This window comes from Sandaracinaceae bacterium (assembly GCA_016706685.1).
GTDB lineage: Bacteria > Myxococcota_A > Polyangia > Polyangiales > Houyiibacteriaceae > JADJJE01.
Genome location: JADJJE010000001.1, coordinates 123,315 through 139,091 on the forward strand (window position 1 = coordinate 123,315; position 15,777 = coordinate 139,091).

Sequence of the window (15,777 nt, forward strand, 5' to 3'; positions counted from 1 at the left end):
TCGGATCCACTGCGTGGTATGTAGAAGACACGCTCGGATGATGCACTTCGAAGGAGCCCGATGGGACGCCTTGTAGCCTACACCGCCAATCGGATGGACGGCCTGCTCGCGGCGCTGCGCTTCGAACGCGAAGCACTCACGCCCCCTCTGGCCACGGGCGAAGCGGCGTGGGGCGTCGCCTTCTACCAAGGCGACGAGGTGCTGCACAAGAAGCGCCCACTCTCGGCGGGCAGCGCGCCAGACTGGACCGAGCTCGCCGCGGGCGTGGTCACGGACTGCGCGCTCATGCACATGCGCGAGCCCACCGTGGGAGACTTCCGCACCGACAACACCCACCCGTTCCGCTTTCGCCGCTGGACATTCGCTCACCAGGGCACGGTGGCCGGCTTCGCAGCCCTGCGTGATGGCCTGGTGGACGGCCTGCCGGACTTCCTGCGCCGCAACCTGCACGGCGAGACGGACAGCGAGGTGTTCTTTCACCACGTGCTGGGCGGGCTGCACCGCCGCGGCGTGCTGGACTCGCAGGCGCCGCCGCGCGAAGCGGTGGCCGCCGCCATCATGGACACCGTTCAGGTGCTGACGGGCCTGTCGAAGGCGCACTCGGACGCCCCGAGCGGCCTGACGTGCGTGCTGACCGACGGGCACCTCACCACCGCCGTGTGCCAGGGCGCGCCGCTGTTCTATGTGGAGCGTCGCGGGCCCCTGCCCGATGACCCCACGGCGCCGCAGCGCAGCCAGCAGACGGCCGTCCTGCGCTACGTCATGCTCACCAGCGGGGAGGTCGCACCCCCGGGGTACGAGTCTGTACCTCAAGGGTGCGTCGTGGTGGTGGGCCGCGACCTCAACGTCGAGGTGCTCCCCTGCCATGGCTAGCGGTCGCCGCTTGGCGCTCTGGCAGCCGCTGACGCTCGGAGCTGCCCTCGGGTTGCTGGCGCCGGCGTGCGGGGCGTCCAATGGCCACGGGCATGGCGTGGCGCATGAACAGCGCGCGCCGCTCACCGACCGGGACCCCACGCCCCACCAGCCGCTTCCGGGCAACACCGGGCAGGCGGGCAGCGTGCAGGCGCTGGCCGTCACCTCACACGTGGACAGCGCGGTGCAGCTGGCGCTCGAGTTCGTGGCCGCCGTGCGCGACGCAGACAACGTTCGCATCCGCGCGCTGGTGGCCGACGAGATGTACCGCCTGGGCGAACGCGACTTCTACCGCCCCACCACGGCGGCAGCAGCGGTGCGCACCCTCAACGCGGCCGCCACGCGCGGCACCCCCGGGGCAGCTCGTCCCGCACCTCTGTCCCGGCTCCTGCACGTGCAGAGAGCCGAGGTGAGCGCACCGCGGCCTTCGTCGCCCGAGACCGCGCGCGGTCTGCTGCCCAGCGACACGCTGGTCACCTTCCCCGTCACGCCGGAGGGCCGCGCCGAGCTCAGCCGCTGGTACCCGGGCTGGAACGCGCGCGTGCGCATCCTGGTGCGCACCTCGGGTGTGCCCCGCGTGATCGGGTTCTGAGGCACCACGGTGGACCGCATGTCATCCGAGCCCCAGCCTTCCGATGCGATCGTGGTGCTGTGCACCGCTCCCTCACTCGCGGTGGCCGAGGCCCTGGCCCGCAGCGCCATCGAGGCGCGCGTCGCGGCGTGCGTGAACCTCATCGATGGCGTGCGCTCGGTCTACCGCTGGGAGGGCGCGGTGTGCAACGAGCCCGAGGTGCAGCTGGTGTTCAAGACCACGCGCGAGCGCGCCGAGGCGCTGCGCGAGCTCATCGCACGCGAGCACCCGTACGAGGTGCCCGAGATCCTGTCGCTGCCGGTGGACCCTGGGTTGAGTGGCGCGAGCTACCTACGCTTCGTGCGCGACAGCGTGTAGCGGACTCAGAGGTCCCACGCAGGCGTCTGGGCCTTCGCACGGTTCAGCTGCACGGGAGGACGGAGGAGTCCGAGCGCGTACGACGCGCCGTGCAGGCTCCCCCAGCTGGCCAGGGTGCCCACGCTCGCTAGCCGAGTCCGAAGGCCCTTCCGATGCGTCGCGTCGCGGTGACGGCGTGCTGCCTCGAACGCATCGTAGTAACGCGCGATGCACTCGTTCGGATCGCTGCGGCGGGCGGCGTTCTGGTGGGCACGCTCCCCCATTCGCGCTCGAAGATCGCCGTCTCCGAGCAGCTGCAACACGCGGTTGGCGAACTCGGATGCCGCGTCTCGCGGGTCCCGACTCGGCGACACCAGGTAGCCATCGATCCCGTCGCTCACTTGACCACTGACCCCCATCTGGTCAGCCAGCGCCACCACGGGAAGGCCCGCATACAGCGCCTCGCCAACCACCTGCCCGTAGGTCTCGGAGAGGGAGGTGTACACGAACATGTCCGCATGAGCGTACCAACGCGGCATCTCGGCGAGCGGGCGCTCTCCCTCGAAGAACACCCGACCGGCGAGTCCGAGAGAGTCCGCGTAGCGCCGAAAGGCGTCATGATCGGGACCATCGCCAACCAACGTCAGCGTGGCGTCTCGGTGCGCTGGGACCACCTCGCGGGCGAGGATGTCGAGGAGCTGTTCGATGTTCTTCTCGCGGACATGCCGGCACACCACCAGCAGGCGTGCGCCCCGGGTCGCCCGCGCGTCGAACGGATCCCCTCCGCTGTGATGGTCGAAGATGCGCTTCTCGATGGCACGGGGAATCACATGAATCGGCACCTCGACGCCGCGCTGCTCCCAGTAGCGCTTCAGCCCGTAGCTCAGGACCACCAAGCCGTCCCCTCTGTTGTAGGTGTGGGCCGTGGCGCGCTCCACCCACGGGACCACGCTTTCTTGGAAGAAGTCGTGCACCCAGGCGCGCTCGTTCAGCCAGTCGGGAAGCACCACGTTGTACACGCTCGGGAGGTGCACCGTATTGACCGCCACCAACGGAACGCCGCGCTCTTGACGAAGCCACACGCCAGCCTTGAGGAGAGCGCTGCATGTCTGCGCCAGGACCATGTCGAACTGTCCATCGCGCAACGCCAGCAGGCGTGAGCGCGACGGCAAAGCCAGGTTCACCCCCGGGTGAGTGCGCAGAGGCACCGATGCCAAGCACAAGTAGCGCGGTGGCATGGCCCCTACCTGGGTGGTCTCCGACTGTCTCTCTGCCGGGCCCACGATGGTGACCTCGTGGCCTCGGCTCTCGAGCGCCCGAAACAGAAACTGCGACGCGAACGAGGATCCGTTGGCGTACGGGATCCGCACGTAGTCGTTAGCGATCGCCACGCGACGTAGCCAACCCATCTCGGGCTGCGGCCGCGAGTCGGGTGTCGTCGCCGCGGACGCTTGGGGATCCCAGACACGGGGTTCGAAGTTCATTGGCTCACGCTTCTCCAGAACGAACGGGGGTGGCTTGTCGCGCTGCTTGCTTGCAAGGGCTTCTGGAGAGGTAGCAACAGCAACGACGATGCCATGTTTCGTGTTTGAGTTTTCGGAGAGACGAACGTGTATTTCGGAAACACTTTAGATCCGCACAGTGTCTGACGAGTGTCGCATTGGCCTCAAATCCTGCGGGTGCATACCCAGCGCTCCGTTCATCTACATATCCCAACGAAATACGTGTGAACGTGGCTCACGGACAGTGTGCCTCGACGGCACAGGGGTGTGCCGCCGAGGCACATTGGGGACGTGACAAGGACGCTACTCCAATGACTATTTCTGTCCGACACAGAGAACAACAGACTCACAATGTTCCAACTAATATTGTGTGCAACAATTCTCCAACACAGGCTGTGACTTCGCGACGAAACGGCCACACGGTCGCAGACACGTCACAATCGCCGCGACGAGCGGTGGCCAAGAACCTGCCGGCACGCATCGTGCTTCTCGTGCGCCCCACGTGAGCGCTGCTGTAGACCACCTGGAGTTCGTCGGGCCGGAAGATCGCGCGAGCAGGCACGCGAGCGACCTTCGCCGCGGCGCGCTCGCGAACTTGGGCGGGTTCGCGATGCGGGCGGCGCACCCCTTGCTGTTGGTTCTGACCACCCAGCTCTATGGGGCGGCCCGCTGGGGCATCTTCGTGGCGGCGCAGGCCGCCGTGATGTTGGTGGCGCGTGTGAGCCTCCTCGGCTTCGACAAGGGCTTGCTGTACTGGCTTCCGACGCGGGATCGGGCCGGCCAGGCGACGGGCCTTCGCCGTATCCTCGTGTGGGCCATGGCAGCCAGTGTGGCGTGCGCGCTGCTCGGGGTCCTGTGCGCAGGCCCGCTCGCGGCCGAGCGCGGGCTCCCGCAAGCTTCCGTGCCCTGGACCTGGATGGCGCTGGGCATCCTGCCGCAGGCGCTGGGCGAGTTCTTCAGCTACGCCAGCGTCGCGCGCCGCCGCCCAGAGGTGCTCGTCGTGGTGCGCGACCTCGTGCTGCCCTTCACGTTGGTCGGCGCGGCCATCGGCTTCCACTTGCTGGGCTTTCCGGACCACGGACTCGCGTGGGCGTTTCTCCTTGCGCAGTGCCTCGGGGCGGCCACGGCATTCATCGGCTTTCGACGTCAGGCGGGCGGCATGCGCGCAGCGGACCGCTCGGAAGCGGTGGACCCCGCGTTCGTCCAGTATGCGCTCCCGCTCTGGGCCGCCGAGGGGCTCGCCGTGGCCACCTTCCGTCTCGACGCGCTGGTCCTCGCGGCCTGCGTGGAGCCGGCGATGGTGGGCGTGTATGGCGTGGTGACCCAGTTCGGGAACACCGTGCGAGGGGGACGAGTGGCGCTCGATCCCGTCGTCCATGCGGTGGCGGCGGACATGGCGACGGCTCCCGACCGCCAGAAGGTCCGCACGGCGTTCGGCCTCGCCAGCGACATGGTGATGGCGACCCAGCTTCCGCTCGCCTTCGCCGCCATATGCTTCGCTCCGCTGGTGCTCCCGTGGTTCGGCGATGGCTTCGCGCGTGGAGAGCTTGCCGTCATCATCGCGTGTGTCGGCTGGACGGTGAATGGCTTCCTGGGGCTCGCGGGTCCGGTGGTCAGTGGATATGGAGGTAGCCGGGCCACGCTGCTGATTGGAGTCGTCACGCTGCTCGTGCTCGCGCTGGCGCTGGCGCTGCTCGTGCCGGCCCTCGGAATCGACGGCGCCGCGCTCGCCGTTGCCCTGGCGTTCGTGACCCAAGGCGTCCTGCAGTGTTTGGGAATGCGATACGTCGTCGGCAGCTGGGGGATCTCGGTCGCGAGGCTGCCTTTGCTCACCCGCGGCGGCGCGGCGGTGGCTGCCGCGTGTGTGACGCTCGTCATGATCGAACCCCACGAGCCGCAGTGGTGGACACGCAGCGTGGCCGTCGGGGTCTTCGCCGCGCTGTTCGTCCCGGCGGCGCTCCGCGTGTATCGCCGCCCGCACGAGGACCAAACGCCGGAGGTCAGCGCATGAAGGTCCTGGACGTGAACGAGTTCTTCGCGGACCGTGGGGGTGGGGTGCGCACCTACGTGCACCAGAAGCTCGCGGCGGGCCGGGCGCGAGGGGTCGAAGTCGTGGTGGTGGCGCCCGGTTCGGAGGACCGCGTGGAAGCGAGACTGGGCGGCAAGGTCATCTGGGTGAAGAGCCCGCCGCTGCCGCTAGACCCGCGATACCACCTGCTGGTCCGGGAGCGTGCCGTGCACGAGGTGGTGCGGGCCGAGAGACCGGATGTCATCGAAGGGTCCAGTCCATGGTCAGGTGGGTGGTTCGCAGCGCGCGCCCCTGGGTCGGCGCCGCGAGCCCTGGTCTTCCATCAGGACGCGGTAGCGGTCTACGGCCACAGCCTGTTCGACCGCTACGTGGGAGCGGCTCGCTTGGACCGCATCGCGCGCCCCTACTGGGGCTACCTGCGCGCTCTCTCGTCCCACTTCGATCGCACCATAGTTAGTGGCGCATGGCTGGCGGATCGACTGGCGCGCTTTGGGATCCGCGTACCGACCGCGGTCCCGTTCGGCGTCGACCGCGCCCGCTTCTCCGTCGCGCGCTCCTGCCCCATCAGGCGCGCGGCGTTGCTGTCCAGCTGCGGTCTCGGATCGCGTGCGACCCTGCTGGTTGCGGTGAGTCGCCTGCACCCCGAGAAACGTGTGGGGACGTTGATCGATGCCATCGCGAGGCTCGAGGGGTCCTCGGCATTCCCCTACGGGCTGGGGCTGGTGGTCGTGGGGGACGGTCCGCTGGCGAGCTACCTCCGCGCGCGCGCGCGCGCGTCGAGGCGGGTGCACTTCGCAGGCTTCTTCGCCGAGCCGAACGCGCTCCCCGAAGTGGTCGCTTGCGCCGACGCGTTCCTGCATGGCTCTTCCGCCGAGACGTACGGCCTGGTCGTGGGCGAGGCGATCGCGGCCGGCGTGCCGCTGATCGTGCCCAGCGTGGGGGGCGCTGCCGAGCTGGCCCGCGCGGAGTACGCGGAGGTGTACCGCGCTGGCGACCCTGCGGACTGCGCGGCCGCCATCGAGCGATTCGCTTACCGGGATCAAGCCGGGATGCGCGCCGCGGCATCCCACGCGGGTCGGACCATGGTGCTCGACGCGGAGCGCCACTTCGACGGCCTCTTCGCCACGTACAGCGGCATGGTCCGTGAAGCGCGGGAGTCCTGAGTGGCGGTGCGGGTAGCCCTCTTCGTTCATGGTCGCGGCCGGGGTCACGCGTCGCGCGCACGCGCCTGCCTCCCCGCGTTGCGTGCCGCTGGACTCGAGGTGTCCTGCTTCGTCGGGCGCGAGGTCGCGGGCATGCTCGACGACCTCGGCGAAGTCTGTCGCATCGACACGTGCGGCCCGGGGAAGCGGCTCCCCCAGCGCTTTGCCGCGCGCGTGCGCGAGGACATCTCGCGCCTGCGCCATGTGGATCCGGAGGTGGTCATCAGCGACGGTGACGGCCCCTCGATCCACGCCGCTCTCGCGCTCGGCATCCCGTCGGTGGCGGTGGGTCACGGCGTGCTCTACGCGACGTGCCACATCGAAGCGCCTCTTCCGCATCTCTCGCGCGCTCGCGAAGCGCTCAACGCTGCGAGCTCGACGTGGTGCGCTACCCGAAGGGTGGTGGTGCACTTCGCGCCCGCTCGGCCCTTTGCGCCCGGCACCAGCGTGGGGCGCCCTGACCTTCCGGCGGCTCTCACTGGCACCCCGAGCGACGACGGCTCGGTGCTGGCGTACTTCCGCGACGACGACGGCTACACATGGCTCGAGCACCTCGCAAGGAGTGGGGAACGTGTCGTGCTGTTCGGGAACCCCACGCGAGTCCCGGCGGGCGTCACGGTGCACCGCCCGGATCCCGAGTCCTTCGCCGAGCACCTCCTCCGCTGTCGCGGCGTGATCTCGTCGGCGGGCAACCACCTCCCCGCCGAGTGCGCACTGCTGGGCAAGCCACTGTTGGCCACGTTCGCACGGCATGATGCGGAGCACCGCATGAACGCTGCGTTGATCGAGTCGGCGCGGATTGGAGTCGCTGCGCCCGTCGAACGGGTCGTACCGGCCGCGATCGATCGCTTCCGGGCACTGGGGCACACCAGCACCCGTCGCAGCGCCATTCATGGCATGCGCCCGGCGTCGGCCATGGTGACCGAGGCCGTACTCGAACTCGTTCGCTAGCCGGCGCACCCCTCGAGCCTGCCACCATCCAAACGTGGCACGACGCTGTCACGCGATGGTGGCGAGAATGCGACCTTCGAGTGCGACGGTGCCAGCGTATGTACTCACGCGCCTTCTACGAGCGTCGGCAAGCAGCCAAAGAAGTTGCCGCCGAAGTTGTCCTCGACCTCCTGCTCCCGGTGCTCCCCCCAGTCCGAACGGCGGTCGACGTCGGCTGCGGCGTAGGGACGTGGCTCGCTGCGCTCGCATCGCGTGGCGTCGACGTGTCGGGATTCGATGGACCCTGGGTAGACGTGAAGCACCTGCGCATCGATCGCGCGCGGTTCCGGAGCGTGGACCTCGCCCAACCGCTCCCGCTCGTGAAGCGCTGTGACCTGGCGATCTGCCTCGAAGTCGCAGAGCACCTGCCCGAGAAGGTGGCCCCGACGGTCGTCGAGAACCTCACGCGGCTCTCCAACATCATCCTGTTCTCCGCCGCCATCCCCGGCCAGGGTGGCACGGGTCACGCCAACGAGCAGTGGCCGGACTACTGGGCCGCTCACTTCGAAGCGCGAGGATATGCGCTCGCGGATGTCGTGCGGGCGCCCATCTGGGACGACGAGCGGGTGCCCTACTGGTACCGCCAGAACACCTTCGTCTATGTCGCGCGGGGGGCTCTCGACCGTGTGTCGCCAGCCCTTCGGGACGCGGTGGAAGCGGGTCCTCGTCAGCCGCTGCGCGCGGTTCACCCTGCCCTCTTCGACGAGAAGCGGCACGGTCACGTCGGGGGGCTGGTGCATCGTCTCGGCCAGGTGGGGCGGGGCCTGGCACAGACGCTCGCCGCGCACCTCCCGCTCGCAACCTGAGCCGTCGCAGGAGACCGCAGGATGCGAGGCGCGGATGATGTGCCCACCGTCCGGACGCCAGCGTGTGTGGCCGCGCTGGTCGCGTGGGGCGCATGCGGCATCCTTTGGTGGCTGGTGGCCGCACGCCTGGAAGCCGGAGACACCGATGGCGTCCCGGGTTTGATCCGAGCCGCCGTGCGCGGCGGGGTCATCACACCCGCCGATGCGTGGGCCTCTGCGATGCGACGCGTCGCGTGCGCACTCGCCCTCATCTCCCTGCCGTGGGTCTTTCCGCAGCACTGGGCCCGGCGCCGAGAGCTCGCGGCAGCGCTCGTCGGGGAGAGCACACCCGAGACCGTGGCCTTCCTGCGCATCGTGGTCACCGCGGTCCTGCTCGGTGTGTCCTTGCGGAGTGACCGATCAGCGACACCGGGAGGCAGCCGAGTTCGGCCCGTGCGAGCCTGAGCGGGGGCTCGTCGCGTGTGCGGGGTTCAGGGCGAGGGGAGACGCAGCGGGCGTCATGTCCGCCACTCGAGCGAGCTACGTCGCGGTGGGTGCCGGAGTCGCTCGAAGGCCCAGGCAAAGGTAGGCCTGCACGGGCACCCCGATGGCGCGGCAGGTGGCCACGATGCCGAGGGGCGCAGGCGCGGTGGGCGCCTTCCGAGCTGCCCGCGAAGGCATGTTCGGGCAGTTTCGCGACGGTCTGGAGCGCGCTCCGTGGGCGAGTTGTCGTGGGCGTCCGGGTCGTCGATGAAGCGGAAGAGCGCGTCGCGGTGGTTCCTGTAGTAGCGCACCGCGGCCATGAGCGGCTCCGAGGGCAGGAGCACGGGCTCGACGGCGGCGAGCCAGACCTCGAAGTCGTTCGCGATGGGCCGGATGTAGCGCTGGCGATGCTCTCGTAGAGCTTCGCCAACCAGACCCAGCGCCTGCGCCTTGTCCTCTTCGCCGTAGATGGCCCCGATAAAGGCCCCGCCCTCTTTGGCCAGCCCCGGCTGGGTGGCTTCGGCGTCGCGAAACTTGCGGCGCCCGTGGGCGTTGCAGCCGGTCTCGATCACGCGCCCCGTCTCGAACACTGCGTTGAAGCGATGCTCGGCGTCCGCGGTGAGCTTGCCCACGAACGGCGCGAGCTTGGACACCACCGACTCGCTGCTCTTGTCGGCCTCGTACTGGAAGACCGCGAGATCCTCGTTGCGGTACAGCTCGATGTAGCCGTTGTGCGCGACCGGGAGCTTGGGCACGAGCACCTTGAGGCCCGTTCCGTCGGTGGCCATCCACGAGCCCGCGAGCAGCTGTCGCCAGTGATAGCCGTCCACGGGCGCGAGCAGATCCGCAGCCCGCTCGATGAACGACACCAGCGTGCCCATCGCCAGCGGAACACCGCGCTCGGCGAGGTCACGACGGGCGGTCAGGGGCGTCCGAACTTCGGGAACCACGCCAGCCACTCGCACGTGACCTTCGAGCGGTCGTAGGGCGCGGGCAGCGAGCGTGGTGTCGTGCGTCCACCGCAACTGCGGCAACGGCACGTGGTGCGGCGCACCAAGCGTCGACGCTGATGCTCCTTCACCACGTGGAGCTTCTCCTCCACCAGCTCCTCGGCCGCATCGAGCGCGGCGCTGCCGCAGTGCGCGCACGCGTCGGGGCGAAGCGCATGCTCCTCTGCCTCAAGGTGCGGCGGGACCTTCTTGCGGCCGGTGGGCTTCACCGGCGACTTGGCCTTTTCCTCCTCGTCAGGCTTCTCCGGGCGCCTGCATGTTCCTCGAACATGCCGGGTGTCGCCCTCCACCGTGGGCGGCGGCGCGGTGGCTTCGGCGCGGGGTCTTGCGCTGCTTGCGCTGGGCGATGGCCAGCAGCTCGGCCACGCGCTCGTTCAGCTTTGCGAGTTGGTCGATGAGCTGAGCGATCTGCTTTCGCTGCTCCGCGTTCTCTCGCTGAAGTGCGGCGACATCGACCACGGCGACAAGAGATCACGCCCGTGATCGACGTGCCGATCCCACCGACCGGGCGCGGCCCCGGCGCGCGGCGGTGAAGTCGATGCCGGCGAGCAGCGACGCGAACGCAGTTCCGTCGATCTGCACCTGCGTTTCCGCACCGTCGAGGGGTGGCACCTGAAAGCTGCCCGCCTCGAGCCGCTTCGCCAGAAGGCACCAGCCCGAGCCATCAAACCACAGCGCCTTCGCGATCCGTCGACGCTTGTTCATGAACAAGTACAGGTGCCCATCCACCGGGTCGAGACCGAGCCGACGCACCGCCCCCGCCAGCGAGTCGAACGAGCCGCGCATGTCGATGGGCTCCACCGCGACGAACACCCGCACGGTGGGAGGCAGGCTCAGCACGCGCGCAGCACCGTCACGATTCGGCGAAGCGTCTCGTCCTGGAAGCCGTCGCCGAACTCCACGCGAGCGCCGTTCACCTCGAGCACGTAGTGCCGCGCCGGTGGGCGCCGTGACCGGCCGAGGGGTGGGCACCAGCTCCACGAGGCCGCTGCGCGCGAGCCTCACCTGTGCCTTGGCAGGTGGAGCCTTGGCGGCCTTCGCCTCGCGCCTGCCCAGGTTCACGCGCCACGCGTTCAGCGAGCGTCCATCGATGCCGTGCTCGCGAGCCCACTCGGCGAGCGGCCGCCCCGAAGCCACCACCGCTCGCAGACACCTCCGAGCCTCGAGCTCCTCTTCGATCCTTCGCGCCTTCGCCACACATCACCTCCGGGAAAACCCAAAGGCTGCGCGGCACCCACGCGGCCGTCATCCCGGTGTCGCTGATGGCTCACTTCGCGGAAGACCTATCCAGCATCGCGCTGCTGCCGGAGTCGTCGCTTCGCCCCAAAGGAGTGCTCCTGCTGCTGGACGCCGTCCCGGCTTTTCACGCCTTCTCGCGCGACGGGAGCGCGCTCCGTGCCTTCGCGTGGCTGACGCGCGGGCTGCTGGGCCTCGCGCTCGTGGGCTACCGAGGGCGGGCCACGGTGCCGGCTGCGGCGATGATGATGATGGTCTTCGGCGGACTGCTGCGTGGCTACGCCAACTCCTTCCACGCAGGCCTCTTACCAGTCTGGCTGCTGCTGGTCCTCTCGTTCTTCCCGACCACCGACACTTGGTCGCTCGATGCCTGGCGTTCGCGTTCCACTCCCGCACACCACCTTCGAGGGCGAGGCGCGCTCTACGGCTGGGCCCGCTACACATTCTGGAGCGTGCTCTCGCTCGCGTACTTCGCTGCGGGCACGAGCAAGCTCTTCAACGGAGGGCCACTGTGGTGGGAACCGAACAACATGCGCGTGATCCTCGCAATGGACGGTCTGAATCCCATGGAGCTCCCGTTCCGCTTGGGACTACCCTTCGCGACCGGCCCCGCCTGGCCGCTCGCGCTCCTCGGGCTCTCCGCTCTTTCCGTCGAGCTCGGGATGATCAGCATGCTCTTTTCACAGCGCCTGCGCTGGGTCATGCCGGCTGCGATGCTCGCCACCCATGTCGGCATCGCGCTGCTCCAGAACGTGCTCTTCGCCGACCTGATCGTGCTGCTCGCAGCGTTCTATGCGCAGCGCTGGACGGACCGGTGCTCCGCCAGCCAGAGCGTCTACCTCGAGCAGCGCAACCCGATCTCGCGGTCGACCTCGGCCGAGCGCGACGCTGCGCATTCGAGAGGCTCCCGTGTCTTCGCGGCGTTCGCGTGCACCTTCATCGTCGCCAACCTCGTGGGGATCGAGCTCTATCCACTCACCGGCATGCAGATGTACTCGCGCAGAAACCACGATGGCGTCGTGCGCTATCACCGCATCGTGGCGATCGACGCCCTGGGCCATGAGAAAGCTGCGCATCCGGAGCACTGGGTCGGGGCGCTCCGCGATTCCCGCTACCGCTTTCACCTGCACCGCTGCTTCGACGACGGTGACCCAAGACCGTGCCGCGACTTCCTGAGCGGCTTCGCGCAATTCCTCGCGGCGTCTCCGGCTCACGACGACGTCGTAGCGCTAGAAGCCCAAGAGTGGCGCTGGTCCATTCGTGACCACCCCTCGGATCCGGGTCACGGAGCCATCCACGCGCGCGTCAGCGTCGCTGTGGAGTGAGCGGCGCTCAGGCTTCGCCGATGGTGTGCACGTTGCTCGCTACGTCGAACATGCCGCGGCGCTTGGCAGCGGCCAGCACGCGCAGCGCCTCGCGGTAGCCGCGCGTCATCAACACCTTGGCGTTGGCCCGCGAGGTGAACGAGAAGCGCCCGAGGTCGGCCGACACGTTCAGCACGGTGACGTGCGGATACAGGCGGTTGATCAGATCGATGCCGCGCTTCTCTTTCTCGCTGATGACGATGTTGACCGCCTGGCGCCCGATGGCGAGGCCGCCAGAGTGAACCAGCGAGCGCTGCCCCGGCCGGATGACGTGCGGGCGGTAGACGTTGGAGATGATGACCACGTCGGCGCCGGCTTCCACGGCGAGGTCGATGCTGAGCGTACGCACCAGCTCGCCATCCATGTAGTAGCGGTCGCCGATGCGGTAGGGCCGGAAGAGGAGCGGCACGCACGACGACGCAGCCACGGCCTGGCTGATGGGCACGTCGTCGCGGTAGCCGCGCCCGAACACCACGCGGCCGCGGCCGTCGATGTCCGACGCCGTGACGAACACGTCCTTGTTCAGCGCGCGGAAGTCGTTCTGCGGCAGCTTCTCGGCCAGGAAGCGCTCGAAGCGGTCGATGGAGAGCAGGCCGCTGGTCAGATAGCCCGGCTGGCTGAGCTGCTCGAGGTTGGGCGCGCCCAGGAAGTAGCGCCCGCGCATGGGGTTGGTCTCGGCACCAGTGCCCTTGTAGAAAGGGCGCACCCAGTCGGCCAGCTGGGACGCCGTGAAGCCTTGAGAGAAGAACGCCGAGGCGATAGCCCCCGCGGACGCACCCACGTAGATGTCGGGCTCGAGCGCCAGCTCTTCCATCGCCTTGAGGACGCCCAAGTGAGCCACTCCCTTGGTGGCGCCTCCAGATCCAACGAAAGCGATGCGCGGTTTACCCATGAGGGGATGGTTTCGCGCCCGGAGCGGCGGGTCAAGTGCAGGGTGCGGGAGAGACGCTGGTTCAGCTCGTTCTCGCTCGCCGGGGCGCGTGAGGGGACTCGCGACACCACGGTGTCACGCGACGGTGGCCGGACTGCGACGTCACGGTGCGATGGTCGTGCCGTATGTACTCAACAGCTTGCCACGAGTGTCCCGTTCGCTCGACCGTCGACTTCCCGCGAGCAGCGCTGGAACGTGTCCCTCTCTCCCCAAAGGCCACCGTCGGGGGCGGCTGCAATCGGCGCCTGACGAACGGGGAGCCATGAAGGTCTGCGTCGTTGGATCGGGTTACGTGGGGTTGGTCACCGGGGCCTGCCTCGCTGAGGCCGGGAATACAGTCCTGTCCGTCGACAAGGACCAGGAAAAGGTGGACGCGCTGCTGCGTGGCGAGGTCCCCATCTACGAGCCCGGCCTGGGTAGCCTGATCGCGCAAAACATCGCGGCGGGCCGACTTCGATTCAGCACCGACATCGGCAGCGCGGTCGGCGAGGCCGACCTCGTGTTCCTGACCGTGGGCACGCCCGGGCGTCGCGATGGCGGCGCGGACTTGCGCGCGGTGGACGCCGTCGCCGCGTCGGTGGCTGAGCGCGTAACGCACCCGACCGTGTTGGTGCTCAAGAGTACGGTGCCCGTCGGGACGAATGAGCGGGTGCAGAAGATCGTGGCGAGCGCCGCGTTCCCCGTTCACGTGGTCAGCAACCCCGAGTTCCTCAAGGAAGGCGCTGCGATCAAGGACTTCTTACACCCCGAGAGAATCGTCTGCGGTTATGGGGGGAACGACGAGCGCGTCCGCCCCTTGATGGAGCGCCTCTATCACCCTTACTGCCTCTCCGGCAGCCGCTTGATGTGGATGTCACCCGCAAGCGCCGAGCTCACGAAGTACGTGTCCAACACCATGCTGGCCATGCGCATCTCCTTCATGAACGAAGTGGCACTGCTGGCTGAGAAGGCGGGCGCGAACATCCACGACGTGCGTCACGCGGTCGGGGCTGACAGCCGCATCGGAGACAAGTTCCTACACGCTGGTGCGGGCTACGGCGGGTCTTGTTTCCCGAAGGACGTGCTGGCGCTCGCCACAGCAGGGCGCGACTTCGGCGTCCCCATGGAGCTCTCAGAGGCCACGCATCGCGTGAATGAGCGGCAGAAGTCCGTGATCGTGGCGAAGCTCAAGTCGCGCTTCGGCGGAACACTCCGTGGCAAGCGCATTGCGGTTTGGGGCATCGCGTTCAAGCCGGACACAGACGACATCCGTGAGGCGCCGGCGCTGACTACCATCGACGTGCTCCTCAGTGAGGGCGCGTCCGTCGTGGCGCACGACCCCAAGGCGATGCAAGAGTTCCGCAGGCACCACGACGTCACGCTCGACTTGGTGAGCGACCCGTACGACGCCCTCGACGGGGCCGACGCGCTGGTGCTGCACACGGAGTGGCGCATCTACCAGAATCCAGACTTCGCACAGATGAAGCGACGCATGCGCCAGGCCTTTCTCATCGATGGGCGCAACGTCTGGTCCAGCTACCAACTCGAGGAGCAAGGCTTCGAGTACGACGGGATTGGCGTTCGAGCGACGCGGTGACTCGTTCAGCCGGGGCCTGGAAGCGGCATGAGGGCGCGGCCGCCGGCGAGGCCACGCCAAATCGCCTTTCCGGCGGCGTCGAAGCGCCGTACAGCGTCCACGAAGCGGGCGCGCGCCTCGCAGTCCACCCACTCGCGCGGAAGCCAGGGATCGAACACCACTTGACGGATCGCCGCGCCGCCCAGGAGGTAGGCTTCCCGGGCGGCTACGTCGTGCTCGAGTTCCGAGCTCCGAGCCAGCCACGCTTCCAGCTGCGTGCGCTGCTCCACGTACGCGCGGCTCAGCGCCGCCCCGTCCCACAGCCACGCTATCTGGGCCTGGCGCTCGTCGTCGAATGCGTCCGCGCCAAAGACTGCGGCTTCGGAGTCGAGCCCCACCGTCATCAGGCGCTGCCGCAGGTCGGGCACGCCCCCGCGCAGGTTGTCCGGTCGCACGAAGAGCCCGCGCTCGAGCTCTCGTAGCCCGAGGAGATGCAGAGCACGCTCGCGGCCCTCCACGGCTGTGCGGTCGCGACGCGAGAGGTTGCCCGTGTGCACCAGCACGTAGCGGCCCGCCCACGTCGAGACGCGTCGCTCGGCCGTACGCCACTCCGAGACCGCGAGGTTCAGCCCCTCCGCGTTGGGGCCGATCACATAGGCCCCGCGACCGCTCGCCCGAATGAGGCCGTCGGCGGACAGCCGAACCAGTGTGACCCGCACGTTGTTCTCCGTGATGTCGAACAGCGCGCAGGCCGTGATGGCGTCGCGCACGTTCAGCGGTGCGCCATCGGTGGCCAGCAGGAGCCCGAGGATCAGCTTCCTGGCATTGGGGCCCTTGGGCTTCATCCGTC

The 15,777-nt window shown here is 68.6% G+C and carries 16 protein-coding genes; 10 read left to right on the top strand and 6 right to left on the bottom strand.

Annotated features, from left to right (window positions below; all coding sequences use genetic code 11):
- The first annotated feature begins 60 nt into the window (after positions 1-60).
- The 3 genes from IPI43_00525 to IPI43_00535 are packed head-to-tail and all read left to right on the top strand — an operon-like array spanning position 61 to position 1,861.
- Positions 61-873 carry a class II glutamine amidotransferase gene (locus IPI43_00525; GenBank protein MBK7772614.1) on the top strand — a complete coding sequence of 271 codons (813 nt, stop codon included), beginning with the start codon at positions 61-63 and terminating at the stop codon, positions 871-873.
- A gap of 10 nt (positions 874-883) precedes the next feature.
- Positions 884-1,504 carry a hypothetical protein gene (locus tag IPI43_00530; protein ID MBK7772615.1) on the top strand — a complete coding sequence of 207 codons (621 nt, stop codon included), beginning with the start codon at positions 884-886 and terminating at the stop codon, positions 1,502-1,504.
- Between the two features lie 18 nt (positions 1,505-1,522).
- Positions 1,523-1,861, top strand: coding sequence for a divalent-cation tolerance protein CutA (locus IPI43_00535; protein ID MBK7772616.1), 339 nt, complete (start codon positions 1,523-1,525; stop codon positions 1,859-1,861).
- A gap of 5 nt (positions 1,862-1,866) precedes the next feature.
- Here IPI43_00535 and IPI43_00540 read toward each other — a convergent pair whose 3' ends face one another.
- Positions 1,867-3,231: a glycosyltransferase gene (locus IPI43_00540; protein ID MBK7772617.1), complete on the bottom strand. Its 1,365-nt coding sequence runs from the start codon at positions 3,229-3,231 to the stop codon at positions 1,867-1,869.
- A gap of 613 nt (positions 3,232-3,844) precedes the next feature.
- Between IPI43_00540 and IPI43_00545 the strand changes: the two genes are divergently transcribed.
- From IPI43_00545 to IPI43_00560, 4 genes are all read left to right on the top strand, one after another.
- Entirely contained in the window at positions 3,845-5,353 is a 1,509-nt protein-coding gene (locus tag IPI43_00545; protein MBK7772618.1) for an oligosaccharide flippase family protein, read from the top strand.
- On the top strand, positions 5,350-6,534 hold the full coding sequence (locus IPI43_00550; protein ID MBK7772619.1) for a glycosyltransferase: 1,185 nt from the start codon (positions 5,350-5,352) through the stop codon (positions 6,532-6,534). The genes IPI43_00545 and IPI43_00550 overlap by 4 nt, the downstream gene beginning before the upstream one ends.
- A 99-nt stretch (positions 6,535-6,633) precedes the next feature.
- A complete protein-coding gene (locus tag IPI43_00555; GenBank protein MBK7772620.1) occupies positions 6,634-7,524 on the top strand; it encodes a hypothetical protein in 891 nt (296 codons plus the stop codon).
- A gap of 98 nt (positions 7,525-7,622) precedes the next feature.
- Positions 7,623-8,369 (top strand): methyltransferase domain-containing protein, encoded by a 747-nt coding sequence (locus IPI43_00560; protein MBK7772621.1) that lies wholly within the window; start codon positions 7,623-7,625, stop codon positions 8,367-8,369.
- 497 nt (positions 8,370-8,866) lie between these two features.
- Here the strand turns inward: IPI43_00560 and IPI43_00565 are convergent, their stop codons facing one another.
- Both IPI43_00565 and IPI43_00570 read right to left on the bottom strand, forming a co-directional pair.
- On the bottom strand, positions 8,867-9,781 hold the full coding sequence (locus IPI43_00565; protein MBK7772622.1) for a transposase: 915 nt from the start codon (positions 9,779-9,781) through the stop codon (positions 8,867-8,869).
- A complete protein-coding gene (locus IPI43_00570; GenBank protein ID MBK7772623.1) occupies positions 9,754-10,050 on the bottom strand; it encodes a hypothetical protein in 297 nt (98 codons plus the stop codon). Before IPI43_00570 ends, IPI43_00565 begins: the two co-directional genes overlap by 28 nt.
- A 67-nt stretch (positions 10,051-10,117) precedes the next feature.
- On the opposite strand from IPI43_00570, the gene IPI43_00575 reads away from it, so the two are divergent.
- The gene (locus IPI43_00575) at positions 10,118-10,324 is read left to right on the top strand and encodes a hypothetical protein (protein ID MBK7772624.1); all 207 of its coding nucleotides are present in this window, start codon (positions 10,118-10,120) and stop codon (positions 10,322-10,324) included.
- On the opposite strand, the gene tnpB is transcribed toward IPI43_00575, so the two are convergent.
- Positions 10,313-10,681: an IS66 family insertion sequence element accessory protein TnpB gene (gene tnpB, locus IPI43_00580; GenBank protein MBK7772625.1), complete on the bottom strand. Its 369-nt coding sequence runs from the start codon at positions 10,679-10,681 to the stop codon at positions 10,313-10,315. The two genes, IPI43_00575 and tnpB, sit on opposite strands and share 12 nt — an antisense overlap.
- Positions 10,682-11,103: 422 nt before the next feature.
- Here tnpB and IPI43_00585 point away from each other — a divergent pair, with 422 nt between their 5' ends.
- The gene (locus IPI43_00585) at positions 11,104-12,402 is read left to right on the top strand and encodes a hypothetical protein (protein ID MBK7772626.1); all 1,299 of its coding nucleotides are present in this window, start codon (positions 11,104-11,106) and stop codon (positions 12,400-12,402) included.
- A gap of 7 nt (positions 12,403-12,409) precedes the next feature.
- Here the strand turns inward: IPI43_00585 and IPI43_00590 are convergent, their stop codons facing one another.
- Positions 12,410-13,333 carry a patatin-like phospholipase family protein gene (locus tag IPI43_00590; GenBank protein MBK7772627.1) on the bottom strand — a complete coding sequence of 308 codons (924 nt, stop codon included), beginning with the start codon at positions 13,331-13,333 and terminating at the stop codon, positions 12,410-12,412.
- Positions 13,334-13,634: 301 nt separating this feature from the next.
- Here IPI43_00590 and IPI43_00595 point away from each other — a divergent pair, with 301 nt between their 5' ends.
- Positions 13,635-14,948, top strand: a complete 1,314-nt coding sequence (locus IPI43_00595; protein ID MBK7772628.1) for a UDP-glucose/GDP-mannose dehydrogenase family protein — start codon at positions 13,635-13,637, stop codon at positions 14,946-14,948.
- A 5-nt stretch (positions 14,949-14,953) separates the two neighbouring features.
- Here the strand turns inward: IPI43_00595 and IPI43_00600 are convergent, their stop codons facing one another.
- Positions 14,954-15,772, bottom strand: a complete 819-nt coding sequence (locus tag IPI43_00600) for a PaaX family transcriptional regulator (protein MBK7772629.1) — start codon at positions 15,770-15,772, stop codon at positions 14,954-14,956.
- Positions 15,773-15,777 lie beyond the last annotated feature (5 nt).